Here is a 25,643-nt window from a genome sequence, read left to right on the forward strand (position 1 = left end):
CCGTAATGATGAAGAAATAACTGTGTTAAAAGTAAGGATTATTTAAACGCCACAATAGAGACAAAATTTAAAAACTGAAACCACGTCAGATGACGTTTAAAGCCAACCTGATCTAACCGTGCATGATGCTCATCTAGCGTATCGGTAATCAGCACGTTTTCTAATGCATTACGCTTGCCACTGATTTCCATTTCGGTATAGCCATTGGCACGCTTAAAGTCATAATAACGCTCAACCAACCACGCATCATACTGCTCATCAAAGGCATGAGTTTTTTCGGTTAATACCAGTATGCCGCCTTCGCTCAAGGCCGCATAGATTTTTTCTAATACTGCGACTCTATCGGCTGCTGGTAAAAACTGTAGCGTTAGGTTTAAAATCACCATGTCGCATGGCTCAAGCTCAACGTCGCGAATGTCTGCAGTAATGACTTCGATATCGTGCTCAGGATAATTGTCACTCAATAACGTCGTGGCTTCGGACGTCATCGCGGGGGAGATATCAATCGCCTTAATCTGCAAGTCTTGCGGGTCAAACTCACCAGCCAGCGTCATACTGGCGGCACCAAGCGAGCAGCCCAAGTCATAAATACGGCTAACGCGTTGACCACTATCGCCCTGCTGACGATACTTGCAGTGACGACGGGCAAATATGGGCAGCATGGCCAATACCTGACCATAACCGGGTACGCTACGGCGAATCATATCGGGGAAACAAGCCACCACTTGCTCATCAAAAGAAAAACGCGCCGCTTTGTCCAGCGGTGTGGTAAATAGCGTATCATGCTGGATGGCTGGGGCAGTATCGGGCGTTGGCTGGCTCATGGTCACACTCATTATTCAAATAAAATGATTGGCAAACCGCACCGTTTTTATTAGCGCTGCGGTCATACCACACGTAGCAAAAGCCCATTATAACATTACTGTTTGTTACTTATCGCCACCAGATGCCCTGCTAAGCTAAACGATATTGTTTGATAGATAACACCTAGGCAAACAACGATGATTTTATATTTATAAAAATAGGAAAAAATTATGCAAACAATCGTATTAGGCGGTGGCTGCTTTTGGTGCACCGAGTCTGTCTTTTTATCCGTAAAAGGCGTGCAGTCTGTCGTTTCAGGCTATATGGGCGGCGATGCAGTATCAGCCAATTATGAAGCCGTATGCGGTGGTGACACTGGACACGTCGAAGTCATCAAAGTCGAATTTGATGAGACGACCGTCCCGTTGGAAGTCATCCTCGACGTATTTTTTGCCACGCATGATCCCACAACGATGGATCGTCAAGGCAATGATGTTGGCAGTCAGTATCGCAGCGTGGTCTTTTATACTGAGGAAGATCAAAAACCAACGGTTGATCGCACCATTAATAAGCTGCGTGATATGGGCATCAATGTCGTCACAGAAGTACACCCTGCTGTTGAATTTTACCGCGCAGAAGAGGCGCATCAAGACTTCTTTAACAGAAATCCAGGACAGGCTTATTGCAATTTTGCCATACCACCAAAGCTTGCCAAACTGCGTAAAGAATTTAGTCAATATATGACGAGCTAAACGATTGATTAACAAATCCTGCTTGCTAACAGCCAAATGCTTATAAAATAGGTGTTTGGCTTTTTATTGTGTTCAGCATTTTCAAATAAGACGTTATTATAAAGATATCAACAAATACCTATAGATAGGCGTAAATTATGAATCCCGAATTTTGGCACAAACGCTGGCAAGAAAAGCGTATCGGATTTAATCAGTCAGCTGTTAATCCATTATTAACTGAGTATATTGATCACTTAGATTTAGCAGTCGGTAGCCGTATCTTTGTTCCTCTTTGCGGCAAATCTATCGATATGGTTTGGCTCGCGGCACAAGGGTATGATGTGGTGGGCGTTGAGTTGGTTGAGACAGCCGTACAAGCATTCTTTGCTGAACAAAATATCCAACCTATTGTCTCTCAGCATGTAGAAAATCCAGATATTAAATACTACCAAGGTCAGCTGGTAGATGGTGATGAGCAGCGAAATATTACACTCTGGGCCGCTGATATCTTTGCTTTGACCTCTACAGATCTAGGTACTATCGATGCGATATATGATAAAGCAGCTTTGATTGCTCTGCCAGCTGATATGCGTCCCGACTATAGCGAACAGATACGTAAAGTTAGCGACAATGCGCCACAATTGCTAATAACGCTTAATTACGATCAAAGTAAAAAAGATGGGCCGCCGTTCTCTATCAATCATGAGCAAGTGCAGCAATATTATGGCAGTCACTATCAGATTTGTAAGCTAGCAAGCGAGCCTAGCTCTATTGGCTCCATGCCTGACCTAAAAGTGACAGAGCAGGTTTGGCTATTGAAATAAGCAATAAAGAATTGGTTTGCGCAGCAATGATCAATGTTCAATCATGATGGAGAAGCGCAATGAAAATATTCGTTGGTCTGATAAGTTTGATTGCTGTCTTACTGGTCGTGCTCGCAGGGCCACTCTATCAATTTGGCATGATCGGTTTAGCGACTGCATTTACAGGGTTTAAATTTGGGGTATTTGCTGGTATCGCGGCATTGATACTACTAGCCATACAGCTATTGTTTAAACGAAACACGGCGAGTATTGGTAGCGCGTTAATCTCGGCAGTGCTTGCCATCACTGCCATTGCTATTCCTTTAAGCATGATGAATACCGCCAAAAACGTACCGCCCATCCATGATATTTCTACCGACTTGATGAACCCACCTCAATTTGTGGCGATTGCCCTACTACGCGCTGATGCACCCAATCCAGTCGCTTACGATGGTATCGAGACCGCAGAGCAACAGCGTATCGGTTATCCTGAATTACAGACATTACGCTATGACCAAACGCAACCTGAATTGGTTGCGGCAAGCACACAAGCCATTGAAAACTTGGGCTGGGAGCTGGTCAATATTGATGCAGATAAAGACATTATAGAAGCGATAGAAGCGACGGACATCACTGCTTGTTTCGGTTTTAAAGACGATATCGTCGTCCGTATCACGGATAGCGAGAATGAACGTTTAGTCGATATACGTAGTAAGCCGCGGATTGGTGGCGGCGATTTGGTTAAAAATGCGGCGCGGATTCATGGCTTTATTAAAGAGTTGGATAATTTGCTAGCTAAGTAGATAGGTTCTATTTGCTAAAAAATTTCTGAAATTTAAATGCTGTCTGACACTTTGAACTTTTAGCTCAACAAAATACTCTCCCAACCTCACGCCATCGTCAATTTATCGTAACCATTCATAATCTTAGTACTTCGACAGCTTTTCTTTACTGTTTAGATTGGTTACTCTACCTTGATACCACTTTTAGCCTTTTGATTTTTGTCTCTTAGCAGCCAACTTAACGTTTATAGGATATTTTCATGCGTTTGACTCCTTTTTCTACCTTGTCATTGCTTAGTGTTGCAGTTGGCATTAGCCTTGTGAGCACTGCCCAAGCAGCTCAGCCGCCCGCTCCAGATCTGTCCAATAGTGAATTTCAGCAATGCTTGGATGGCCTAAAAAATTCGAGCAAGTTTCGCGGTGTCAGTAGCTATACCTTTAACAACTATCGTCCAAGCCAGCCTGATCCTAGTGTCATTCAGTCACTCAACTATCAGCCAGAGTTTCAAAAAGATGTCTGGGATTATCTCTCAGCGCTAGTAGACAAAGAGCGTGTCGAAGATGGTATTCGTGCCAAGCGCCAGTGGCGTGACACGCTGCGCCAAATCGAATCGCGTTATGGGGTAAAAGCAGAGCATGTGCTTGGCGTATGGGGTGTAGAATCCAACTTTGGTCAAACCTTAGGTAAAAAACCCTTGTTTGAATCGTTAGCGACATTGTCTTGTTTTGATCGTCGTCAAAGCTACTTTCAAGGTGAGTATGCCAATGCCCTAAAAATCGTACAAAATGGTGATATCGCGCCCAATGATATGACAGGCTCATGGGCAGGTGCGTTTGGGCAAACGCAGTTTATGCCTAGTACCTTCTTAGAGCTAGCAGTAGACGGTGATGGTGATGGACGTCGTGACCTTGTTAATAGTGTGCCTGATGCGCTCGCCTCTACTGCAAATTTTTTAGACAAACGTGGTTATCGTACGGGCGAGCCTTGGGGTTATGAAGTTAAACTACCTGATGGATTTTGGGCGGCTTCCAACCGTAAAGACAAAAAATCTATCAGCCATTGGCGCAATCAAGGTCTAACGCTGGCTAACGGCAGTCCGCTGCCTTATGACTTGAGTCGTGCGGGTTTATTGCTACCAGCTGGTGTCGATGGTCCTGCGTTTTTGGTTGGTAAAAACTTTGATACGTTCTACTCGTATAATGCTTCAGAAAACTATGCTTTGGCGATCGCCCATTTATCAGATTTGATTACTCGCGAAGACAGTAGCAAAACAGACTTTATCACTGCTTGGCCAACAGACGATCCTGGTATCAGTCGTCAACAAGCAAAAGATATTCAGCAAGCCTTACTAAATGCAGGCTATGATATTGGTGGTGTTGATGGCATCATTGGGGACAATACCCGTACCGCTATCCAGCAATATCAGACCAGTCGTGGCATTTTCCCAGCAGATGGACGCGCAGGCCAAAAGTTCTATCGTGCTATCATTGGTAATGCAGCACCAAGCCCAGGGCAGTACGGTCAGCCAGCAAATAGCCGTCCTTTGAACCCTGCGCCTGCTGATCGTATGGGGCAGCTAATTGAGCAGCAGACCACTACGCCTAATAGCTATTCTTCTCAACCATCGATAAGTCCTTCAACTTCTACTAATACGCGCTATCGCCGTGTTGCTAGTGCCGATGGGACGATCAAGCTAGTTCGCATTGACGAAGGGTCATAATAATGTAACGAATAGTCCTACCGTAAATCATTAAAAAAGCCATGCTATGATTAGCGTGGCTTTTTTATGTTTGATGCCTAGTGAAGACCTTCACCTATCACATCGATATTTAAAGAAAGATTTAGACAATGGGTGGCGGGTTTGGCTTACCGTTGTCACCGTCCCAGTTTTCACGAGCGTTATCGTCTAGATCAGCAGCCGTTTTTGGCTCCCACTTGCCATTTTCTTTCCAAGTCGCATCACCCCAGTCTTCATCTTCTGCTTTTCTATCCAAATCTTTGTAGGCTTGGCTAGGGTCGATACCGCGACGTTTCATATCTGCCACTTGTTCTTCTAGTGTATGAAATTGATCAGCGTCATGCATGTTTTTCTCTAGACCATCAAGCTCTCTTAATAACTCGTCATTTTTAGCGTTGCTCATTGTATGCTCTCCTTAATCGGTCAATAGTGTAATACGTTTTATGCATTTTTAATTTTAATACCAGTTTTAATATAAATAAGATTAGTATCTGATGGTTCTTATTATCACGAGTCTTGAATCGATTCACAACCATTGCCGCGTATGCTTTGTATTACAAAACGTAGTCATGGTCACCGTGAGCATTTCTGCAGAGAATTTTTGATGATATTAAAGGGTAGCAGTCATGAGGATGGATCTTATTCAGACGTTTGAGAATCTTCATTTTCTAGTAGGCTTCTGGCATGAAAAGTAAGCTTCCAAAGCTCTTGTGACAAACGTGTACCGTAGGTCGTCAATTGTATCCAGTTGGCGCTTACTAGCTGACGTTGTAGGTTATTGAGATCATCTTGAGAGATTTGGCAGCGTGAGACAGCGTGAACGTTTGGCATATCGTTTTTGATATCTATCTCAGCTTTTGGCGCGATCAGACGATTAATGGCATTTTGTAGCCCGTAGCTCGAAAATGTAGACGGTATTTTCATTAAGGTGATTAATACTTCTTGCCAAGATAATATTACTTCTCTGGTAACATCCTTCAAGTTACCACCTTCATAAGCTTGAGCACTATATTGCACATCAAACGTTTGTGTCAATACAATTGGTTTGCTAACATTGTCAGCCGCAAAACTCTCATCAACAGAACGTTCTTTCTTGGTATTAGTATTAGTATTCTTAGATAAGAGATCAGCAAGTCTTTCGGCGACCGTTTGTCGACTAAATTTAATCATCTCCTCAGTCGCTCTCACCCAGCCACCTCTCACTTTATGACTGGCTACTGCGCTGTAGTAGGCTTGTACGAGTAACGCTTCGATATCGTCCTCTGTATCATAGTAATAAATCTGATTTTCTTGCCTAGAGACGAGTTTAATCAGTTCTTGTAATTGGCGACTGACACCCGTTTCTTGGTAGTGATTTTTGATGAAAATCAGTAGGGGCTTGGCTTTAGCTTTGGCATTCAGGTAACTCAAATGCATTTGGCTCACGCCTGTCTTTTGTACGGCTCCGTAACTGTCTCCAATGATCATCAATGCATAATCACAAGAATCAATACATTGTCGACCATATAGCGAAGCTTTTGGCAACTTGCTAGACACATCATAAGTCAAAAACGCCCGTACTTGAAAAAATATCGCTACGCTGTCCAACACCAATAATTGATCGTTGTCAGCACATATAACATGAATATGATAGCGGCGATGTGGCACGATTACCTCTGAGCTTAGGTTGCGGCATAAAAGGGAATAAAACGAAATAGAGCAAAAATATCTTGTTTTGTATCAACTCGCACAGTCTTGCGAAAATACATTCGACGTATTTTAACCACATCCATGCTGCAATAAAGGTTTTTGCATAAATATCTTTGCTCACCATTACTCAGAATAGTATTGCAGTATAGTCTCTTGACCAAGTAAGCGTTCAATCAAAGCGCTTAGTCTATCACTATATTTAGTCGCATGGAAAGTTAATGGCTGTCTGATATCAACATTTGTCTTATTAATCGCACTCAAATCCTGAGTACTTGTCTCATTATAAAGAGTGGCTGACATCTGATTTGCGACCAATAGCTGCTTGACTCGTTCAGCGATGGCTTGCCCAGAGTCAACCACCTGTATGGCCAACTGCTGCTGCGCAATTTCGTCTAATAAAAACGATTTAAAAAATGGATAATGTGTACAGCCTAGCACGAGATGATCAATTCCTTCATTTGCAAATACTTGTATTTGTTGGCGCAAGCGCTGCGCGGTCTCATCTTGTAATGGCATGCCAGCCTCAACCCAAGGTACCAGCTGTGGATCAAAATATTTTGTCACCACCGTACCATTTGGATTGGCAAAATTGGTAATAACGTCATTAAGCAGCCGGCCATTGAGCGTCGCCTTCGTGGCCAATACCGCGACATGACCGCTGTTGCTTGCCAATATCGCAGGCTTTAACGCTGGTACTAGACCTACAATAGGCATATTCGGATAAGAGCGTCTCGCTGTATCTAGGGCATAAGCTGATGCGCTATTACAAGCGATCACAATCAGCTTACAGCCTTGCTTATGCAGCCATTCAACGGCTTTTAGCGTGAGCGACTCGATATCATCGCTCTCGCGGTTGCCATAAGGGACATTTAAGGTATCAGCGTAATATATATAGCGCTCATTAGGTAGTTGCTGGGCTAAATGCAAATAAACCGATAAGCCGCCAATCCCCGAATCGAATAGTCCTATTGGAGCACGTTGAGCATCATCAATGCTGATTGCATCGATAACCATTGCATTCATGCCAGCATTGTTAATAGAAGTGTTTGACAGCACATGACTATCCAAAATATTTGTTTGTTCTATATTTGCTTGACTTGTTGTCATCTGATTTGCAGCACTCGCCATCGTTACTTCACCGCCACTTTTAGATACATATCATCATCTCTATATTATCTCTGATTTCTACTCAATCAGAGATATCTGCGTTTCTTGTATTATGACATCTCCACTGATGAAATAGATTTTATTGTCATAATCTATAAATGCTGCTGTTGATGTATTAACGTTTAACGGTCTGGCATAGTCATAGAGTAAGACTTCCCACCGCTTTGTAAGGTCAACATCGTCTTACCATCATGCTCTGTTAGTTCACCAATCTCCGTCAAATGATAAAAGGTATTTCGTCCAATCAGCGCGTTCAGACCATTTCTTACTGGCATATAAGGGCGTATTTGCGACTCATCTATACGGGCTGCGGCATTATCAGGCTGATATGCTTGTAAGCTAATGGGATGCTCATCGTCCAAGCGCACCACGTCACCGGTGGTGGTCACAAACTCCAACCAGCTCACCTCATTTTCTTTTACGATACCGACATCATTGATCAGCAATGGCACATCTTCTACTTGAATACGGATTTTTTGCACAGGAGTTTTCAAAAAATATTCGGTTACACCGTCACTCTCTTCTTTCCACAAGATGGTTGCAAAGAGATTGACGAGTGACTGTCTGGTCATTTTCCCACCCTCATGCCACCACTCGCCATTTGCTTTTATCACCAGATCCATATCGGCAATATTTTCTGGATGCCATTTATCAAGTGGCGGTATTTCTCGTCCTTCACGAGTGGCAGCGGTTGATTTGAGATATTGGCTGAGGGCATTCATATTATTTAGACTGGAGGTCTTATTGACTGGGGCTTCCAAATTATTTCCGTTATTCCCATCAGTATAATTGTTATCATTATTCATCGCACAATCCTTTATCTAGTATTCAAAGTTTGGCAAATCTATTATTACTATAAATTTTTGTTTCGGGTATGATGAAGCTTTATCATCTAAACACCCTTATTGTTTCAATATAACCTTAACACCGTTGCTCATAAATGCGTATCGTGTTTGTAGGACTTTTCTTTTATAATGAGTAACGATTTTTTATTGAAATGGTCAAGTGGATTTTGTATTGATGACACATTTTTATCGGGCAGCCATATGTCTGAGTGACGTTAGCGCCGCAAATCTATTATTCGGTTGTTACGCTAATGATGCCCTGAGATAAGCCACTAAAGTTTAGGAGTAGGTATGCAAGAGCAAGACAATCAAGCGCCAGTTGTAGACAGCACTACTGTAGACGCTGACGCACCAGTAGTAACAGAGACGGCAGCGCCAGTCGTAGAGCCGGAACCTGAGATCGAGCGTGAGTCCATGGAGTTCGATGTCATCATCGTTGGCGGCGGGCCTGCAGGTCTCTCTGCTGCTATTCGTTTACGTCAGCTCGCTATCGAAGCAGGCAACGATGAGTTTATGGTGTGTGTGGTCGAAAAAGGCTCCGAATTTGGTGCCCATACCTTATCAGGTGCAGTCATCGAACCACGCGCCTTGAATGAGCTGATTCCAGACTGGAAGGACAAAGGCGCTCCACTTAACGTACCAGCGACGGAAGATCGGTTTTATTATCTAAACTCTGCCACACGTTCAACTCAAGTACCGCACTCATTGATTCCAGGCCCAATGCATAATGACGGTAACTACATTGTCTCATTAGGCAATGTGGTTCGTTGGTTGGCTGTACAGGCAGAAGAGCTTGAAGTGATGATGTTCCCAGGATTCCCTGCCGATGACATCTTATACAATGACGATGGTTCGGTAAAAGGGATTTTGACTGGTGATATGGGTGTGGCTGCCAATGGCGAAGCCAAGCCAAGCTTCGAGCCTGGCTATGAGCTGCTGGCCAAATACACTATTTTTGCCGAAGGCAGCCGTGGACACTTGGGCAAACGCTTAATCAGTCGTTTTGATCTAGATAAAGACTCTGATCCTCAGCATTACGGTATCGGTCTAAAAGAATTGTGGGAAGTCGAGCCTGACAAGCATGAGCAAGGCGTGGTCATGCACGGTCTTGGCTGGCCGTTGACCGAAACTGGCTCAACTGGCGGATGGTGGTTGTACTTCGATGAAAACAACCAAGTAAGCTTTGGCTTAGTGGCGGATCTGTCTTATCACAACCCTTACATGTCGCCATTTGATGAGATGCAGCGCTTGAAGACCCATCCTGTTATCAAGCGTGTTCTAGAAGGTGGTAAGCGTATTTCTTATGGTGCCCGAGCGTTGACTAAAGGCGGGCTTAACTCATTACCAAAATTCACATTCCCAGGCGGTGTGTTGGTGGGTGATGATGCTGGTTTCTTGAACCCCGCAAAAATCAAAGGCACCCATACCTCGATGAAGTCAGGCATGCTCGCCGCCGAAGCGATCTTTGAAGCGCTACAGGCAGAGCGTCAGCATGACGAAGTAGTGGCTTATAGCACCATGTACAAAGAATCATGGCTCTATCAAGACAACTATGAGGCACGCAACTTCTCTCCTGCAATCCACCGCATGGGTCTGTTTATGGGCGGTGCTTTCACCTTTATCGAGCACAACTTATTAAAAGGCAAAATGCCGCTGACCTTGCATGATAATGTACCAGATTACGATCAGTTAGAGCGCGCCAATCATGCTTATCAGCCGACTTATCCCAAGCCTGATGGCAAGCTGGTATTTGATAAATTGTCATCGGTATTCATCTCAAATACCAACCACGCAGAGGATCAACCAACGCATCTGAAGCTGACTGATCCAACCGTGCCTATCTCAATCAACTTACCGCTCTATGCTGAGCCTGCACGCTTGTATTGTCCAGCGGGTGTATATGAAGTGGTCAAAGATGCTGAAGGCGCCAAATTCGTCATCAATGCGCAGAACTGCGTGCATTGTAAAACATGTGACATCAAGGACCCATCACAGAACATCACGTGGGTAACCCCAGAAGGTGGCGGTGGCCCTAACTATCCAAACATGTAAAAGATGATGTAACATCATAAAGATCAATAAGAACCGCTCTTCTCTATATAAAGAGAAGAGCGGTTTTTTCGTTTAAGCAGACTATGTTGACCTACTACTTATAACTCTAAACTCTCTGAGAATAGAATCTAATCCATCCAAGCATGACGATTGGCCTCGTCTTTCGGCTTCACGCAGCTGTCAGGATTAAAGATGGTTTTCCGTTCTATAAGCTGATTTTACAATCAGCACAATCGCTGCTGAGAGTTGGCTACAGTGAGCCATGTCTTAAAAACATCATGATGACTGCTTGATGGTTATTGTTCGCTGCACAAAGACGAAGGCCATCGCTGAAGTACAGTCTAGCGATAAGTGACGGTATTTTGACTAAAGCGCGGCTATTTCGTTCAGCTTATATCTTTTTTTACCTATTCTATGAACCATAAAATCTATACATTCAATTTATTGCTGCCATTTTATAACCGTATTCATTTGTATCCATACGCAATAATTAACTTTTGTTTTATTAAATAGTGGATATCACCTTTATTTCAATTAAAAATACGATATTAGTAATAATTTGCCTACAATGTCCGATTACCGTTATACTCGAATCCACATGAGGACAAGATCATTATTGGGATAAAAAATATTAGCAATCAGCCATATTTTTTAGCATTTTAAATCACCATGAAGGTTGTGGATTTAACAAAATTGACATATAACTGTCCATATATCCGATATTTACTGTGGGTAAAACATTACCTGTTTGATACTGAGTAGTTGTATTTATACATATTTTGTTACAAAAAGCTTGTGAAATATACTTATTGTGAATTACTGAGATTTTGTATATATTCCCAATAGGGTTTAGATGATTGATGCTTATAGTATCGATATAACCCTATTATGGCGTACACGTTTGGATCATTACCCAATGACGTTCTACCATAACCATCATGGTGATATAACCACCATGTGAACAAGCCATACTCTCTTTTGTCAAGAAGACAAGAGTTAAAAAAGACAGCGGATTGTCTCTCTTCGGCACCACTCCCTCTTTTTTTCATGATGATGGCAATAGCGTTAAGCACTGACTGGCCAATCACCGCATGCTTACGCGTAATAATGACCATGTACGACCTGTAATCGTTTGTCTATCTACTGTTTTTAGTCACCACAAGTGTGCTAAAAATATAACAAGCGTTATCCACCTGTTGGTTTGATCGGCCATTTGATCGCTTGGTTTGTATCTAATCTATATACCGTTAATAGCTTCTACAATCAGATTGGGTGTTATTAACAAAGTATTGGTACACATTATCATTGAATGGCTATCGCCAACCACTCACCCTGTTTTATGTAAGACAAAAGGAGTTGTCCTATGAAAAACCATGATGATCCCTCTGGATATTGGCGTGCCAATGTGCGGCTGATTTTAGGTTGCCTAGTCGTTTGGGCGCTGTGTTCCTATGGCTTTGCTATTTTGCTACGGCCTTTATTGGCGGGCATCGCCATTGGCGGTACTGATCTGGGCTTCTGGTTTGCGCAGCAAGGCTCTATTGCGATCTTTATTATCATCATCTTTTTTTACGCGTGGCGTATGAATAAGTTGGATAAACAATATGGCCTAGACGAGGAATAGCCTTATGAGTCAATTTGTAATTAATATTATCTTTGTGGGGCTGTCTTTCGCGCTATATTTTGGGATTGCGATTTGGGCGCGTGCAGGATCGACCAGCGATTTTTATGTGGCAGGTGGCGGTGTACACCCCGTACTCAATGGTATGGCAACAGGCGCAGACTGGATGAGTGCAGCGTCATTTATTTCTATGGCAGGTCTACTCGCGGCAGGCGGCTACGGTGCGTCTTCTTATTTGATGGGCTGGACAGGTGGCTATGTGCTACTGGCCATGCTACTGGCACCTTACTTGCGCAAGTTTGGTAAATTTACGGTTCCTGATTTTATTGGGGACCGTTTTTATTCTAAGACCGCAGCCATGGTAGCAGTTGCTTGTTTGATTATTGCGTCAACCACCTATGTTATCGGTCAGATGACGGGTGCAGGCGTGGCATTTTCGCGCTTTTTGGAAGTCGAGAACAACACAGGTTTGATTATTGCAGCATTTGTGGTGTTCTTTTACGCGGTACTTGGCGGTATGAAAGGGATTACCTATACGCAGGTGGCGCAGTATGTGGTGTTAATTATCGCTTATACCATTCCTGCGGTCTTTATCTCGCTTGAATTGACGGGCAACCCGATCCCTGGGTTTGGTATGTTCTCAACTCATACAGAATCAGGCTTACCGCTATTGACCAAACTTGATCAAGTGGTGACAGATTTAGGCTTTGCCTCGTATACCGCTGATGTGCCCAATAAGCTAAATATGGTGCTGTTTACGTTGTCATTGATGATTGGTACAGCAGGCTTGCCGCACGTCATCATTCGCTTTTTTACCGTACCCAAAGTGGCCGATGCGCGCTGGTCAGCGGGTTGGGCATTGGTCTTTATTGCCCTGCTCTACTTCACTGCGCCTGCGGTAGGCTCTATGGCACGTTTGAACTTACTTGATACCATCTACCCACAAGGCGTGAATGAGCCTGCGCTCGAGTATGACCAACGTCCAGATTGGATGCGTACATGGGAGCAAACAGGTCTAATCAAATATAACGATCTAAACGGCGATGGCCGCATTCAGATGTATAACGATAGTGGCCTTGGCGCAGCGGAGCTGGCTTTAACCAATGCCGAAACCGAAGGTGGTGATGTTGGCGCGGCTACTACGGCGGTTGACGCCGCTCGCGTCTTACACGATCTTGAAGCTGAAGGCCGCTTTGCTGATGCAGGCTGGGCAGGTAACGAGCTAGATGTCAATAACGATATCTTAGTATTGGCAAACCCAGAGATTGCGCAGCTACCACCATGGGTGGTTGGTCTGATCGCAGCAGGTGGTCTGGCCGCGGCCCTATCAACCGCCGCAGGTCTACTGCTCGCCATCTCATCAGCCATCAGTCATGATTTGATCAAAGGTCACTTTAACCCCAATATCACGGATAAAGGCGAGCTGATGGCGGCGCGTATCTCAATGGGTGTCGCGATTGTGGTCGCTACATGGTTGGGTATGAACCCACCAGGCTTTGCTGCTCAGGTGGTGGCACTGGCCTTTGGTATCGCAGGGGCGTCGCTCTTCCCTGCCTTGATGATGGGTATTTTCTCAAAACGCATCAATAATGTCGGCGCGATTGCCGGTATGCTCACAGGCCTAATTACCACCTTGGTCTATATCTTTATGTACAAAGGCTGGTTCTTTATCGCTGGTACGGCCAACCTACCTGATACGGCTGAATACTGGATTCTTGGTGTCTCGCCACTGTCATTCGGTGCGATTGGAGCGCTATTGAACTTTGCAGTTGCCTTTGCAGTCTCTTACGGTACCAAAGCGCCTCCAAGAGAGATTCAAGAGTTGGTCGAAAGTGTCCGTTACCCACGCGGCGCAGGTGGTGCGGTTGATCATTAAGCCGACTTTCGTTTTTATCTGTTAAGATGACCATCACTCATGAGCCACAGCTGCTTGTGGGTGATTTTTTATGGTATCACTGCTTGATTGATGAATTAACCAACTGACACATTGACCCACCGCTTTGAGGATTTATTTTATGATTTATGAATTTATTGCGACCATCGCTGCTGGGTTTGGTATGGCTGGGTTGGCTCTGATTATCACACATTTGAGCAAACTGGCAGGAAAGCGTGCGCCCAAGTGGCTGATTCCATTGTTTGCTGCCATCGGTATTTTTGCGTTTCAGATTCATCAAGAATACAACTGGTACGATCAGCAAGTGGCTCAGCTGCCAGAGGGTGTCACCGTCATCAAAAAAATCGAGGATACCGCTTGGTTTCGACCTTGGTCTTACCTAAAGCCTCAGACCGTGCGCTTTATGGCTGTTGACAACGAACGTGCCCGCAGTGCCGATCAGGGTCTATATTTGGTCAATTTATATTTGTTTGAGCGGCGTATGAGTGTACAGCAGATGCCACAAGTGATTGACTGCCGTGCGCCTGCACGTGCCGATTATAGGATACCTGTAGCCAAAGACCGTGAGCTTGGCTTGAGAGAATATGTGGCAAATACCACCCAATGGCGACCGCTAACTACTGACGATCCTTTGTTTTTGAGTATTTGTCAGTAAAACCAGCAAAACCACACCATGACAAGATGGTTAAATCAGCAGCCTTAAGCACTTATTGATGGCGACTGACACTGGTATAGTGATGCTTGGAAGTTGCCCCCAGCAGTAACCCTGCGCACAATCCCCCAAAATGTGCTGCAAACGAGACTCCCGGCTGCGGCATCAGACCTTGCTTGATGGTCAGCCAGTAACCTGTTCCCATGATAATACAGGCCAATAAATATCCCCAACGCCGCGCAAATAATGCGCCGCCTATCATGTAACCAAACATCGCAAAACACAATCCTGATGCACCGATATGAATAGAAGATGGTGACCCGATCACCCATGTCACCAGCCCTGAAGCGATGACCAGCTTGATAATGGTACGGTAAGCGTTTTTCTCAAACAGTCCAAATAAAAATAAAATTTGTAATAGCGTGACAGTATTACCAATCAGATGTGACAAATTGCCATGCATCGTCCATGAGGCGAATACTCCGATCATACTGCCCACATCTAACGCGCGCGGTACAATCCCAAAGATATTCCACAGTCCAAATAGCGCCACTTCATTTAAAAAAAACATACCCCACATCGGTATGAGTACAAAAGCGTATAAACCAACAACCTGCTTTATTCGCGCCACAATCAAGTTGAGAAATTGCTGCCAATTCATATACCATCCTATTGTTTAAATTTCGCTTATCTGTACATGCTCAATGATTTACTACAAATAGTGGGCGCACAGCAGGCTTGAATGACAATAATGTTGCATCTTTATCATTAGTTAGATAGCTATCACCGTGCAGTAACGACGTCGAACGATAAGGAACCAAGGCTGTAGGTATAAATCGACGTGCTGCATCGATATGCTTGATTGAATCATCAAAGAATATATGCGGTGCAAATGTCCTAAGCACTGCTGTTTTTTCCAGCCCTCCTAAAAAAAATGCCATATCGACATTCACGCCCCACTCTCGCAGCGTTTTAATAGCGCGCAAATCAGCAGGTGCATTACGGGCGGTCACAAGCGCAATTTTGATTGGCGAATACTGTAAACCAGCCGGTAAACGTTCCTGTAAATTTGACAGTTTGATCAATAGCTCAGCGTAAGGGCCTTTTTCAATCGGTAAATCACGCATTTTTACTTCACGATCGTGAAAAGCTCGTAGCCCCTTTTGCTTATAGAGTAACTCACCTGAGTCATCAAACAATACTGCATCGCCATCAAAGGCAATACGTAGCTGATCCGTATCTAACTTATAGGTATTGACAGGAGTAGCGTCCAATATCGCACAGGCACAGATATTGGCATCCGCCACTTGCTGCGCATCTTCGCGATTAGTGGTCAAAAACAAATCCACATTAAAATCTTTGATATAGGGCGCCACAGGACTTCCGGATACAAAGGCGGAACGTGAAATATTCAAACCGTTGTCACGAATGGCATTGAGCACTTGAATACCAGTATCAGGACTGCTCTTTGAGACGATGACGACTTCCACAAGTGGCGATTCGGTCGTTAAATCCGCTGATAGACAGTCGTTACAGTAATTATTTAGATTCAGCAGCGCTTTGATTAATGGATATCCTGCACCACTATCTAATGGCTGATCTTCACGCTTCGCCATATAATCGCGAAACTCCTTTACTGCCTCGTCAGGGCGCTGCTGTAGTAGCTGTAAAAGGTGGTTCTCAGACTCCGTTAAGTCAAACAATGCTGTCGCTGATATAGCCACTATTAAAGTATTGGTTAAATCGACTGCCATATTATCCGTTCTCTATTCTAAGCATGGTATTGGTTAATGCTCATCAGTTTAGCAATTAAACCTCAGTAGGTAAGTAAGATTTTATTATTGGCAACTCTTTAATAGTAAGCCCTTTTGTACTGATAATTGATTAAATAATACTTAATTTTAAATACTAATTATTAATATAAACTATATAATACTATTGAAATATATCCCCTTGGCCTCAAATAAATAGCTAAGAGTAATAAATCAATGCTCACCAACAGATATTAAAAAATCAGGAAAGAATAATGAATAATACTGTAGCGAATAACAAAAAAGATACTGTGACCCAATCGCGTCAAATCGAGCAGCTTTTTGCTGGGGTCGATACCCAAGACGGCGCTGGTGTTAAACTCACTCGCGTACTGACGCAGCAGCTGCAACAGCGCCTCGATCCGTACTTGATGCTCGATAACTTCAAAAGTGACAATCCAGATGATTATGTCGCAGGGTTCCCCAATCACCCGCATCGCGGCTTTGAAACCATTACTTATATGATTACAGGCCGTATGCGTCATCGTGATAGCGCGGGTAACGAAGGGCTATTACAAAACGGCGGCGTGCAGTGGATGACAGCGGCTAGCGGTGTGATCCATTCGGAGCTACCGGAACAAGAAGACGGCGCGATGGAAGGCTTCCAGCTTTGGCTTAATCTACCTGCCAAAGACAAAATGAACGAGCCTTGGTATAAAGACTTTCAAAGTGAGGACTTGCCTAAATACACAACTGAAGATGGCGTAGACGTTACGGTAATCGCAGGTAGATCGCATGGCGTCGAAGGAGCGGTCACGCGCGACATTACTGAGCCGACGTATTTGGATATTCATCTACCCGCAGGGACTAGCTTTAGCCAAGCGATTCCAGCCGATCATAATGCGTTTGCCTTTGTCTATCGCGGTACGGTAGACATTGAAGGCGAAATCGTACCGACTAAAAATATGGCTATCTTAAAAAATGATAAAGATGCCGATGGCGTGACTATTACAGCAGATAGTGAAGAAGACACCAAAGTGATCTTAATCACTGGTCGCCCACTACGCGAGCCGATTGTGCAATACGGTCCCTTTGTTATGAACAGTCAGCAAGAAATCATGCAAGCCGTCACTGATTTCCAAAGTGGTAAGTTTGGTGAAGGTGCTTAGTGGTTAGCTTAGTTTGTTGAATACTTTATTAAATATCAAAGCCCGTATTAGTTCGCTAATATGGGCTTTTTTTGTGGGAAAAATATTGCTTTGGTTGTTTGCGCAGTCATACCGAGCGGCAACTCTAGTTAAGTACGAGCATTAATAAGCACGGTCTAAAACTCATAGTTGAACGTCAGCAGTTGAGGTTTGATTTTGAACCTATGGTTGAGGTTGGAAAGTAGTTCTAGTTAGAACATTAAAGAAATATAGCTATTTCAAAATAATTATACTCACTATATTAAAAATATGGTGGTATTCTAAAAAGTATAATAACGATAAAAGTTTAGAAGAACTCACGTTCTATTCTTTAAGTTTACAAGGTGTCCAAAACATTATAAATTGTTCAAATTTTAATCAACATACTTTTTGACACACCATCTGAGTTACTTCTTGTAGTTTTATACGAATGCTATCACATTGGACTCTTGAATTGAGAATGCGTTTGTCGAAATTCAGGCTTTTCTTGCTTAGGATTATATACTAACGACTGCTTATCGTTATCTACTTTACTACCTAAAATGTCTCTGGCTTCACCAAGTGACCAAACTGTAGATAAATCGTCAGTTAAATTACGGTACACAGCGTTAAATCCTTTAGGTTTTCTTAAATTATATACAAATTCCGGCAACTTAATCTTGAAGTTATATGCAGGGACTTTTGGTAATGCACTTATCGCAGCATAAGTGTTATAAACATGAACAAGCTTTGTCACTGGAACACCTTGGCGTGTATTTAAACCATATTTTACACGTAGATTGTTTGATGCTTTATTAAAGCTTGTGACTAATTTCAAAACTTTTCTGTTGGCAGATGCAATTTCAGACTGATCAAATAGTTTTCGAATTTCCCTGATTTGTTCACGAGCTTCTATAAACTCTGAGTTGTTGCGTATCGAATATGCAGCAGCAACAATTTGAGAGGGATCTCCAGTTTCTTTCGCAAGCCAAGCAGAGAACATTGGTAATGTTGTAGCTGTTGCTACAGACAGACCAGCATTATGAATGCTTACTAAATCTTCTGATGCAACTGTCGAAAAATGATCAACAATATTTTTTGCATATGAAAAACCGTAATTACAAGTCTGACTTAAGTAAGTCTGCTGATATGCTTGTCGAATGGGATATAAGAATGTATCTGCTTGTAGATATCTAGCTGTTAGAGAATAAAAGACTGAACGATTAGCAAGCCATACTAGTGCAGCAACGAACGCTTTGATGGCATTACTTGCCTCCCCGCTTGATTTACCACCATTACTCCAGCGAGCTTCAGGTACTTTATAACCACTACTAATTGGATTCCCATAACGATCTACTAAAGCTACATTTCCACTCGTACGCTGACCTAATTCTGATGCATCATTTAATTCGGAAAAAATGGACGCAGCGAGATTGCCGTATTTTTTAAACTCCTCTGAACCGTTTGCTAGTCCTTTTAAAGTTAAATGATAAACACTAGAGCTTATATCCCACGTGCAGACAATATGCGTTTGAAGAAGTTCGATCAGTTTTTTGAAATCTGAGTTTACAAACTCACCCCCTCTAATTTCGGGACGTATAGAATCAGCTTTTTCTTTTGCTTGTTGCTCTATAAGGTCTAAGTTAAAATCACCTTTGTTCAAAAAATCAATATTAGGAAAAGCAGCTATTCGTGAATCTCTATGCTTTGGAATATAATCATCTACAGCTACAATACGATCATAAAATAGAATAGCTTGTAAATAATTCTCTAATGCTACTATGTCAGTATCTGTAGAATCCTTAGATTTCGTAAGAACATTACCACTCAAACGTTCAACCGCTGTGAGTGTAGAGTTATCTACTAGTGCATAGGTCATTTAAAATTACCACTCAAACTAAGTTAATATTAGTAAATAATATATTTATTGAACGCAAGATATTAAATTTTATCTCTACAGTCTATTTTAAAAAAAACAGTTTACATTACAATTTAAAATCAATAGCTGTCAAAGTCTATTTATAACTGAAATATCATGTTAATACCATTATCTATTTCTCATTCTACCTTTAGGATCTGATATTCCTAACTTTCGTGGTTGAATTATTACTATTCGTCCATCAGATCTCTGAAGACCTCGTTTTATTGCAGCCATTCGCCCATCTGAACTTTGTAAACCCGTACCTTTATTTGGGATAGCTACCATACGTCCATCACTACCCTACATTCCTCTACCATTTAAAGGTATGAGAACCATACGTCCATCTGAACCTTGTAACTCACGATAGCCTTAAGGAATGTTTATCGCTATACCATCACTTTCAGTGAGTTTTATAGACATCTTTGATCTCTCCCTTAAATATGAAAGTAGAAATACAAAATGTATTATTTAATTTAGCACCAATTATTGTAGGCAACAATATAAATATAGAGACAAAGAAAAAGCCCCCTTTGCTAATGCAGAGGGGGCTTTTAGGAATAGAGAGCTGACGATGACCTACTCTCACATGGCCGGAGCCACACTACCATTGGCGCAACGATGTTTCACTTCTGAGTTCGGGAAGGGATCAGGTGGTGCCATCGCGCTATTGTCGTCAGCAAAGGGGTTAGATATGAGTCTGTTCGTGTGACTTTTGATAAGTACCACTTACCCTAACTGAATCAAGGTTAACGGTGATATCGAAATGTTCTGTCTGTTTCTATAGCCTAGGCTATATAAGATAGATTAATTAGACTTGATACAAACCACTTGGGTGTTGTATGGTCAAGCCAAACGAGCAATTAGTACAGGTTAGCTACACACATCACTGTGCTTCCACACCCTGCCTATCAACGTCCTAGTCTTGAACGGCTCTTTGGGGAAATCTAATCTTGAGGTGGGCTTCCCGCTTAGATGCTTTCAGCGGTTATCCCATCCGAACGTAGCTACCGGGCAATGCCATTGGCATGACAACCCGAACACCAGTGGTTCGTCCACTCTGGTCCTCTCGTACTAGGAGCAGATCCTCTCAAATTTCCAACGCCCACGGTAGATAGGGACCGAACTGTCTCACGACGTTCTAAACCCAGCTCGCGTACCTCTTTAAATGGCGAACAGCCATACCCTTAGGACCTGCTTCAGCCCTAGGATGAGATGAGCCGACATCGAGGTGCCAAACACCGCCGTCGATATGAACTCTTGGGCGGTATCAGCCTGTTATCCCCAGAGTACCTTTTATCCGTTGAGCGATGGCCCTTCCATACAGAACCACCGGATCACTAAGACCTACTTTCGTACCTGCTCGACTTGTGGGTCTCGCAGTTAAGCGCGCTTTTGCCTTTATACTCTTCGACCGATTTCCGACCGGTCTGAGCGCACCTTCGTACTCCTCCGTTACTCTTTAGGAGGAGACCGCCCCAGTCAAACTACCCACCATACATTGTCCTCGGTATTGTGATACCTGAGTTAGAACCCCAACATGACCAGGGTGGTATTTCAAGGATGGCTCCACCAAGACTGGCGTCTCGGTTTCAAAGCCTCCCACCTATCCTGCACAAGTCAGGTCAAAGTTCAATGTAAAGCTGTAGTAAAGGTTCACGGGGTCTTTCCGTCTAGCCGCGGGTACACAGCATCTTCACTGCGATTTCGATTTCACTGAGTCTCTGCTGGAGACAGCGCTGCCATCATTATGTCATTCGTGCAGGTCGGAACTTACCCGACAAGGAATTTCGCTACCTTAGGACCGTTATAGTTACGGCCGCCGTTTACTGGGGCTTCGATCAAGACCTTCGCTTACGCTAAGCCCATCAATTAACCTTCCAGCACCGGGCAGACATCACACCCTATACGTCCACTTTCGTGTTTGCAGAGTGCTGTGTTTTTAATAAACAGTTGCAGCAGCCTGGTATCTGCGACTGCCAGCAGCTCAAGGAGCAAGTCCTATCACCACCAACAGCGTACCTTCTCCCGAAGTTACGGTACCATTTTGCCTAGTTCCTTCAGCAGAGTTCTCTCAAGCGCCTTGGTATTCTCTACCTGATCACCTGTGTCGGTTTAGGGTACGATTCGTTTATAACTATTGCTTAGAAGCTTTTCCTGGAAGCATGGTATTTGCCACTTCGCTGTACATGTACAGCTTGCTATCAGATCTCGGTATAGAATAGCCCGGATTTACCTAAGCTATAAACCTACATCCTTTCACCTGGACAACCAACGCCAGGCTGACATAACCTTCTCCGTCCCTCCATCGCATTATAAACAAGTATCGGAATATTAACCGATTTCCCATCGACTACGCCTTTCGGCCTCGCCTTAGGGGTCGACTCACCCAGCCCCGATTAACGTTGGACTGGAACCCTTGATCTTCCGGCGTGGATGCTTTTCACACCCATTATCGTTACTCACGTCAGCATTCGCTCTTGTGATACCTCCAGCATGCTTTACAACACACCTTCACAGGCTTACACAACGCTCCCCTACCACTTGAAAACAATTTTCAAATCCGCAGCTTCGGCTCCTAGTTTGAGCCCCGTTACATCTTCCGCGCGGGCCGACTCGACTAGTGAGCTATTACGCTTTCTTTAAAGGATGGCTGCTTCTAAGCCAACCTCCTAGCTGTCTATGCCTTCCCACCTCGTTTCCCACTTAACTAGGAATTTGGGGCCTTAGCTGGCGGTCTGGGTTGTTTCCCTCTCCACGATGGACGTTAGCACCCACCGTGTGTCTCCCGGATATCACTCATCGGTATTCGGAGTTTGCATCGGTTTGGTAAGTCGGTATGACCCCCTAGCCGAAACAGTGCTCTACCCCCAATGGTGTTCGTCCGAGGCGCTACCTAAATAGCTTTCGGGGAGAACCAGCTATCACCGAGTTTGATTAGCCTTTCACCCCTATCCACAAGTCATCCCCTGGCTTTTCAACGACAGTGGGTTCGGTCCTCCGGTGCCTGTTACGGCACTTTCAACCTGCTCATGGATAGATCACTCGGTTTCGGGTCTATACCCTGCAACTAGTCGCCCTATTAAGACTCGGTTTCCCTACGGCTCCCCTAAACGGTTAACCTTGCTACAGAATATAAGTCGCTGACCCATTATACAAAAGGTACGCGGTCACCCAACAAGTGGGCTCCCACTGCTTGTACGCACACGGTTTCAGGTTCTATTTCACTCCCCTCACAGGGGTTCTTTTCGCCTTTCCCTCACGGTACTGGTTCACTATCGGTCAGTCAGGAGTATTTAGCCTTGGAGGATGGTCCCCCCATCTTCAAACAGGATTTCTCGTGCCCCGCTCTACTTAATATGTTAACGCTAATGTTTCGAATACAGGACTATCACCTACTATGGTCAGCTTTCCCACGCTGTTCTTCTACATTAGCATTAATCGGCTTCTCCCCGTTCGCTCGCCGCTACTAGGGGAATCTCAATTGATGTCTTTTCCTAAGGGTACTGAGATGTTTCACTTCCCCTCGTTCGCTTCCTAATAAATTAGGATACCTACCTTATGGTAGGTGGGTTTCCCCATTCAGAAATCTCCGGATCACAGGATATTGCCGCCTCCCCGAAGCTTATCGCAGGCTGTCACGTCTTTCATCGCCTCTGACTGCCAAGGCATCCACCATGTGCGCTTCATTACTTGACCATACAACCCCAAGTAGTCTTTCGACTTCTATGTGTCATACAATCTAATTATGATAACGATATCACCTATGTTTATACGCTTGATTCAGTTCTCTTTACTTTTTTAATAACTCATCCCTGGGATAACAAACAATGTCGTTAAGAGGTGAGTTATTAAGGTTAAGATGGGCGCGTGAATACGCTCATCCTAACCCAGACTCATATCTATGTTTTTAAATAGTTCCTATGCTCTCGTCGAGTCATAGTTTTCTGTATAAAACAGAAAGAAGTAATCGTGTGCAAATCACTTGTTTCTATTTGATACCTATTTTATTTAGCACGCTAAGCTTAGCTGTATGTAGTGGTGGAGCCAAACGGAGTCGAACCGTTGACCTCCTGCGTGCAAGGCAGGCGCTCTACCAACTGAGCTATGGCCCCTGAGCGAGGATACAATCGAAGCACTGCTTCGATCCGAGCGCAAGAGGAAATCCCTTAAAGGGGATTTACTTAGGGCTCTTTCACCTACATTAATAATGGTGGGTCTAAGTGGACTCGAACCACTGACCCCCGCGTTATCAACACGGTGCTCTAACCAGCTGAGCTACAGACCCTGATACGTCCTAAAACGTAAGCTTAAACTAAAGAACAACTTGTTGTGAATTCTTGCTGACCGAATGCTGTCTATAAGGAGGTGATCCAGCCGCAGGTTCCCCTACGGCTACCTTGTTACGACTTCACCCCAGTCATCAACCACACCGTGGTGATCGCCCTCACTAAGTTAGGCTAACCACTTCTGGTGCAATCAACTCCCATGGTGTGACGGGCGGTGTGTACAAGGCCCGGGAACGTATTCACCGCGGCATTCTGATCCGCGATTACTAGCGATTCCTACTTCATGGAGTCGAGTTGCAGACTCCAATCTGGACTACGATAGGCTTTTTGAGATTCGCATCACATCGCTGTGTAGCTGCCCTCTGTACCTACCATTGTAGCACGTGTGTAGCCCTGGTCGTAAGGGCCATGATGACTTGACGTCGTCCCCGCCTTCCTCCAGTTTGTCACTGGCAGTATCCTTAGAGTTCCCACCCGAAGTGCTGGTAACTAAGGACAAGGGTTGCGCTCGTTGCGGGACTTAACCCAACATCTCACGACACGAGCTGACGACAGCCATGCAGCACCTGTATCACAATTCCCGAAGGCACTCTCGTATCTCTACAAGATTCTGTGTATGTCAAGACCAGGTAAGGTTCTTCGCGTTGCATCGAATTAAACCACATGCTCCACCGCTTGTGCGGGCCCCCGTCAATTCATTTGAGTTTTAACCTTGCGGCCGTACTCCCCAGGCGGTCTACTTATTGCGTTAGCTGCGTCACTAAGTCCTCAAGGGACCCAACGACTAGTAGACATCGTTTACGGCGTGGACTACCAGGGTATCTAATCCTGTTTGCTACCCACGCTTTCGAGCCTCAGTGTCAGTATGATGCCAGGAAGCTGCCTTCGCCATCGGTATTCCTTCAGATCTCTACGCATTTCACCGCTACACCTGAAATTCTACTTCCCTCTCACCTACTCTAGCCTAACAGTTTCAGATGCAGTTCCCAGGTTAAGCCCGGGGATTTCACATCTGACTTATCAAGCCACCTACGCTCGCTTTACGCCCAGTAATTCCGATTAACGCTTACACCCTCTGTATTACCGCGGCTGCTGGCACAGAGTTAGCCGGTGCTTATTCTGCAGCTAATGTCATCGTCCCCGGGTATTAACCGAAGAGTCTTCTTCACTGCTTAAAGTGCTTTACAACCAAAAGGCCTTCTTCACACACGCGGCATGGCTGGATCAGGGTTCCCCCCATTGTCCAATATTCCCCACTGCTGCCTCCCGTAGGAGTCCGGGCCGTGTCTCAGTCCCGGTGTGGCTGATCATCCTCTCAGACCAGCTACAGATCGTCGCCATGGTAGGCCTTTACCCCACCATCTAGCTAATCCGACTTAGGCTCATCTAATAGCGAGAGCAACAAGTTGCCCCCTTTCTCCCGTAGGACGTATGCGGTATTAATTCGAGTTTCCCCGAGCTATCCCCCACTACTAGGTAGATTCCTAAGTATTACTCACCCGTCCGCCGCTCGACGCCTGATAGCAAGCTATCATCGTTTCCGCTCGACTTGCATGTGTTAAGCCTGCCGCCAGCGTTCAATCTGAGCCATGATCAAACTCTTCAGTTTAATCTTGCTTGAAGTCTTCACTATAAATAGTAAGACGACTTCTAATCTTGGCTCATCTAATCTGGCAAAATCGCTCGTAATTATGTTCGTAATGAATTAACTTTGAGTTTTTCTGCTGTCTTAAATGATAA

Annotated in this window: 17 protein-coding genes, 2 tRNA genes and 3 rRNA genes; 9 read left to right on the forward strand and 13 right to left on the reverse strand. The window is 44.2% G+C overall.

Going from position 1 to position 25,643, the window contains the following annotated elements:
• Positions 1–38: 38 nt before the first annotated feature.
• Positions 39–824 carry a carboxy-S-adenosyl-L-methionine synthase CmoA gene (gene cmoA / locus CUR83_RS12330; RefSeq protein WP_212564114.1) on the reverse strand — a complete coding sequence of 262 codons (786 nt, stop codon included), beginning with the start codon at positions 822–824 and terminating at the stop codon, positions 39–41.
• Positions 825–1,034: 210 nt separating this feature from the next.
• Between cmoA and msrA the strand changes: the two genes are divergently transcribed.
• The 4 genes from msrA to CUR83_RS12350 all read left to right on the forward strand — a co-directional run bounded on the left by msrA (position 1,035) and on the right by CUR83_RS12350 (position 4,841).
• Positions 1,035–1,556, forward strand: a complete 522-nt coding sequence (gene msrA, locus CUR83_RS12335) for a peptide-methionine (S)-S-oxide reductase MsrA (protein WP_212564113.1) — start codon at positions 1,035–1,037, stop codon at positions 1,554–1,556.
• Positions 1,557–1,693: 137 nt separating this feature from the next.
• Positions 1,694–2,359 carry a thiopurine S-methyltransferase gene (gene tmpT / locus CUR83_RS12340; protein WP_284719742.1) on the forward strand — a complete coding sequence of 222 codons (666 nt, stop codon included), beginning with the start codon at positions 1,694–1,696 and terminating at the stop codon, positions 2,357–2,359.
• A 59-nt stretch (positions 2,360–2,418) separates the two neighbouring features.
• Positions 2,419–3,141, forward strand: a complete 723-nt coding sequence (locus CUR83_RS12345) for a DUF1499 domain-containing protein (protein ID WP_284719743.1) — start codon at positions 2,419–2,421, stop codon at positions 3,139–3,141.
• Between the two features lie 239 nt (positions 3,142–3,380).
• Positions 3,381–4,841, forward strand: coding sequence for a lytic murein transglycosylase (locus CUR83_RS12350; RefSeq protein WP_284719744.1), 1,461 nt, complete (start codon positions 3,381–3,383; stop codon positions 4,839–4,841).
• 121 nt (positions 4,842–4,962) lie between these two features.
• On the opposite strand, the gene CUR83_RS12355 is transcribed toward CUR83_RS12350, so the two are convergent.
• From CUR83_RS12355 to CUR83_RS12370, 4 genes are all read right to left on the reverse strand, one after another.
• Positions 4,963–5,262 carry a hypothetical protein gene (locus tag CUR83_RS12355; protein ID WP_058024783.1) on the reverse strand — a complete coding sequence of 100 codons (300 nt, stop codon included), beginning with the start codon at positions 5,260–5,262 and terminating at the stop codon, positions 4,963–4,965.
• Between the two features lie 236 nt (positions 5,263–5,498).
• Positions 5,499–6,506, reverse strand: a complete 1,008-nt coding sequence (locus CUR83_RS12360) for a DUF4062 domain-containing protein (RefSeq protein ID WP_240365511.1) — start codon at positions 6,504–6,506, stop codon at positions 5,499–5,501.
• A gap of 165 nt (positions 6,507–6,671) precedes the next feature.
• On the reverse strand, positions 6,672–7,562 hold the full coding sequence (gene murI, locus CUR83_RS12365; protein ID WP_379542925.1) for a glutamate racemase: 891 nt from the start codon (positions 7,560–7,562) through the stop codon (positions 6,672–6,674).
• 275 nt (positions 7,563–7,837) lie between these two features.
• Positions 7,838–8,521, reverse strand: a complete 684-nt coding sequence (locus CUR83_RS12370) for a DUF1285 domain-containing protein (RefSeq protein WP_093070458.1) — start codon at positions 8,519–8,521, stop codon at positions 7,838–7,840.
• 453 nt (positions 8,522–8,974) lie between these two features.
• Between CUR83_RS12370 and CUR83_RS12375 the strand changes: the two genes are divergently transcribed.
• From CUR83_RS12375 to CUR83_RS12390, 4 genes are all read left to right on the forward strand, one after another.
• Positions 8,975–10,612 carry an electron transfer flavoprotein-ubiquinone oxidoreductase gene (locus tag CUR83_RS12375; protein WP_186475467.1) on the forward strand — a complete coding sequence of 546 codons (1,638 nt, stop codon included), beginning with the start codon at positions 8,975–8,977 and terminating at the stop codon, positions 10,610–10,612.
• Between the two features lie 1,363 nt (positions 10,613–11,975).
• On the forward strand, positions 11,976–12,236 hold the full coding sequence (locus CUR83_RS12380) for a DUF4212 domain-containing protein (RefSeq protein WP_071002865.1): 261 nt from the start codon (positions 11,976–11,978) through the stop codon (positions 12,234–12,236).
• A 4-nt stretch (positions 12,237–12,240) separates the two neighbouring features.
• Positions 12,241–14,109, forward strand: coding sequence for a sodium:solute symporter family protein (locus CUR83_RS12385; RefSeq protein WP_284719745.1), 1,869 nt, complete (start codon positions 12,241–12,243; stop codon positions 14,107–14,109).
• Positions 14,110–14,248: 139 nt separating this feature from the next.
• Positions 14,249–14,782 (forward strand): hypothetical protein, encoded by a 534-nt coding sequence (locus CUR83_RS12390; protein ID WP_186475378.1) that lies wholly within the window; start codon positions 14,249–14,251, stop codon positions 14,780–14,782.
• Positions 14,783–14,834: 52 nt separating this feature from the next.
• Here CUR83_RS12390 and CUR83_RS12395 read toward each other — a convergent pair whose 3' ends face one another.
• Entirely contained in the window at positions 14,835–15,440 is a 606-nt protein-coding gene (locus CUR83_RS12395) for a rhomboid family intramembrane serine protease (RefSeq protein ID WP_284719746.1), read from the reverse strand.
• Between the two features lie 40 nt (positions 15,441–15,480).
• On the reverse strand, positions 15,481–16,533 hold the full coding sequence (locus tag CUR83_RS12400; RefSeq protein WP_186475376.1) for a 5'-nucleotidase: 1,053 nt from the start codon (positions 16,531–16,533) through the stop codon (positions 15,481–15,483).
• A 272-nt stretch (positions 16,534–16,805) separates the two neighbouring features.
• On the opposite strand from CUR83_RS12400, the gene CUR83_RS12405 reads away from it, so the two are divergent.
• Positions 16,806–17,699, forward strand: a complete 894-nt coding sequence (locus CUR83_RS12405; protein ID WP_284719747.1) for a pirin family protein — start codon at positions 16,806–16,808, stop codon at positions 17,697–17,699.
• 454 nt (positions 17,700–18,153) lie between these two features.
• On the opposite strand, the gene CUR83_RS12410 is transcribed toward CUR83_RS12405, so the two are convergent.
• The 6 genes from CUR83_RS12410 to CUR83_RS12435 form a co-directional block, all read right to left on the reverse strand.
• The gene (locus CUR83_RS12410) at positions 18,154–19,575 is read right to left on the reverse strand and encodes a hypothetical protein (RefSeq protein ID WP_284719748.1); all 1,422 of its coding nucleotides are present in this window, start codon (positions 19,573–19,575) and stop codon (positions 18,154–18,156) included.
• A gap of 605 nt (positions 19,576–20,180) precedes the next feature.
• Positions 20,181–20,295 (reverse strand): 5S ribosomal RNA (gene rrf / locus CUR83_RS12415).
• A gap of 161 nt (positions 20,296–20,456) precedes the next feature.
• Positions 20,457–23,313, reverse strand: a 23S ribosomal RNA gene (locus CUR83_RS12420).
• A gap of 340 nt (positions 23,314–23,653) precedes the next feature.
• A tRNA-Ala gene (locus CUR83_RS12425) sits at positions 23,654–23,729 on the reverse strand.
• A gap of 96 nt (positions 23,730–23,825) precedes the next feature.
• Positions 23,826–23,902: transfer RNA gene (locus CUR83_RS12430), tRNA-Ile, on the reverse strand.
• Between the two features lie 73 nt (positions 23,903–23,975).
• Positions 23,976–25,512: ribosomal RNA gene (locus CUR83_RS12435) — 16S ribosomal RNA — on the reverse strand.
• The 16S, 23S and 5S rRNA genes sit together here with 2 tRNA genes alongside, the layout of an rRNA operon.
• Positions 25,513–25,643: the final 131 nt, after the last annotated feature.

Source organism: Psychrobacter pocilloporae, from assembly GCF_029872915.1.
In the GTDB taxonomy this organism is placed as follows: domain Bacteria; phylum Pseudomonadota; class Gammaproteobacteria; order Pseudomonadales; family Moraxellaceae; genus Psychrobacter; species Psychrobacter pacificensis.

Bases quoted from the DNA above. Each gene is read 5' to 3' on its own strand.
- cmoA (WP_212564114.1), bottom strand. From the start codon at position 824: ATGAGCCAGCCAACGCCCGATACTGCCCCAGCCATCCAGCATGATACG.
- msrA (WP_212564113.1), top strand. From the start codon at position 1,035: ATGCAAACAATCGTATTAGGCGGTGGCTGCTTTTGGTGCACCGAGTCT.
- tmpT (WP_284719742.1), top strand. From the start codon at position 1,694: ATGAATCCCGAATTTTGGCACAAACGCTGGCAAGAAAAGCGTATCGGA.
- CUR83_RS12345 (WP_284719743.1), top strand. From the start codon at position 2,419: ATGAAAATATTCGTTGGTCTGATAAGTTTGATTGCTGTCTTACTGGTC.
- CUR83_RS12350 (WP_284719744.1), top strand. From the start codon at position 3,381: ATGCGTTTGACTCCTTTTTCTACCTTGTCATTGCTTAGTGTTGCAGTT.
- CUR83_RS12355 (WP_058024783.1), bottom strand. From the start codon at position 5,262: ATGAGCAACGCTAAAAATGACGAGTTATTAAGAGAGCTTGATGGTCTA.
- murI (WP_379542925.1), bottom strand. From the start codon at position 7,562: ATGGTTATCGATGCAATCAGCATTGATGATGCTCAACGTGCTCCAATA.
- CUR83_RS12370 (WP_093070458.1), bottom strand. From the start codon at position 8,521: ATGAATAATGATAACAATTATACTGATGGGAATAACGGAAATAATTTG.
- CUR83_RS12375 (WP_186475467.1), top strand. From the start codon at position 8,975: ATGGAGTTCGATGTCATCATCGTTGGCGGCGGGCCTGCAGGTCTCTCT.
- CUR83_RS12380 (WP_071002865.1), top strand. From the start codon at position 11,976: ATGAAAAACCATGATGATCCCTCTGGATATTGGCGTGCCAATGTGCGG.
- CUR83_RS12385 (WP_284719745.1), top strand. From the start codon at position 12,241: ATGAGTCAATTTGTAATTAATATTATCTTTGTGGGGCTGTCTTTCGCG.
- CUR83_RS12390 (WP_186475378.1), top strand. From the start codon at position 14,249: ATGATTTATGAATTTATTGCGACCATCGCTGCTGGGTTTGGTATGGCT.
- CUR83_RS12395 (WP_284719746.1), bottom strand. From the start codon at position 15,440: ATGAATTGGCAGCAATTTCTCAACTTGATTGTGGCGCGAATAAAGCAG.
- CUR83_RS12400 (WP_186475376.1), bottom strand. From the start codon at position 16,533: ATGGCAGTCGATTTAACCAATACTTTAATAGTGGCTATATCAGCGACA.
- CUR83_RS12405 (WP_284719747.1), top strand. From the start codon at position 16,806: ATGAATAATACTGTAGCGAATAACAAAAAAGATACTGTGACCCAATCG.
- CUR83_RS12410 (WP_284719748.1), bottom strand. From the start codon at position 19,575: ATGACCTATGCACTAGTAGATAACTCTACACTCACAGCGGTTGAACGT.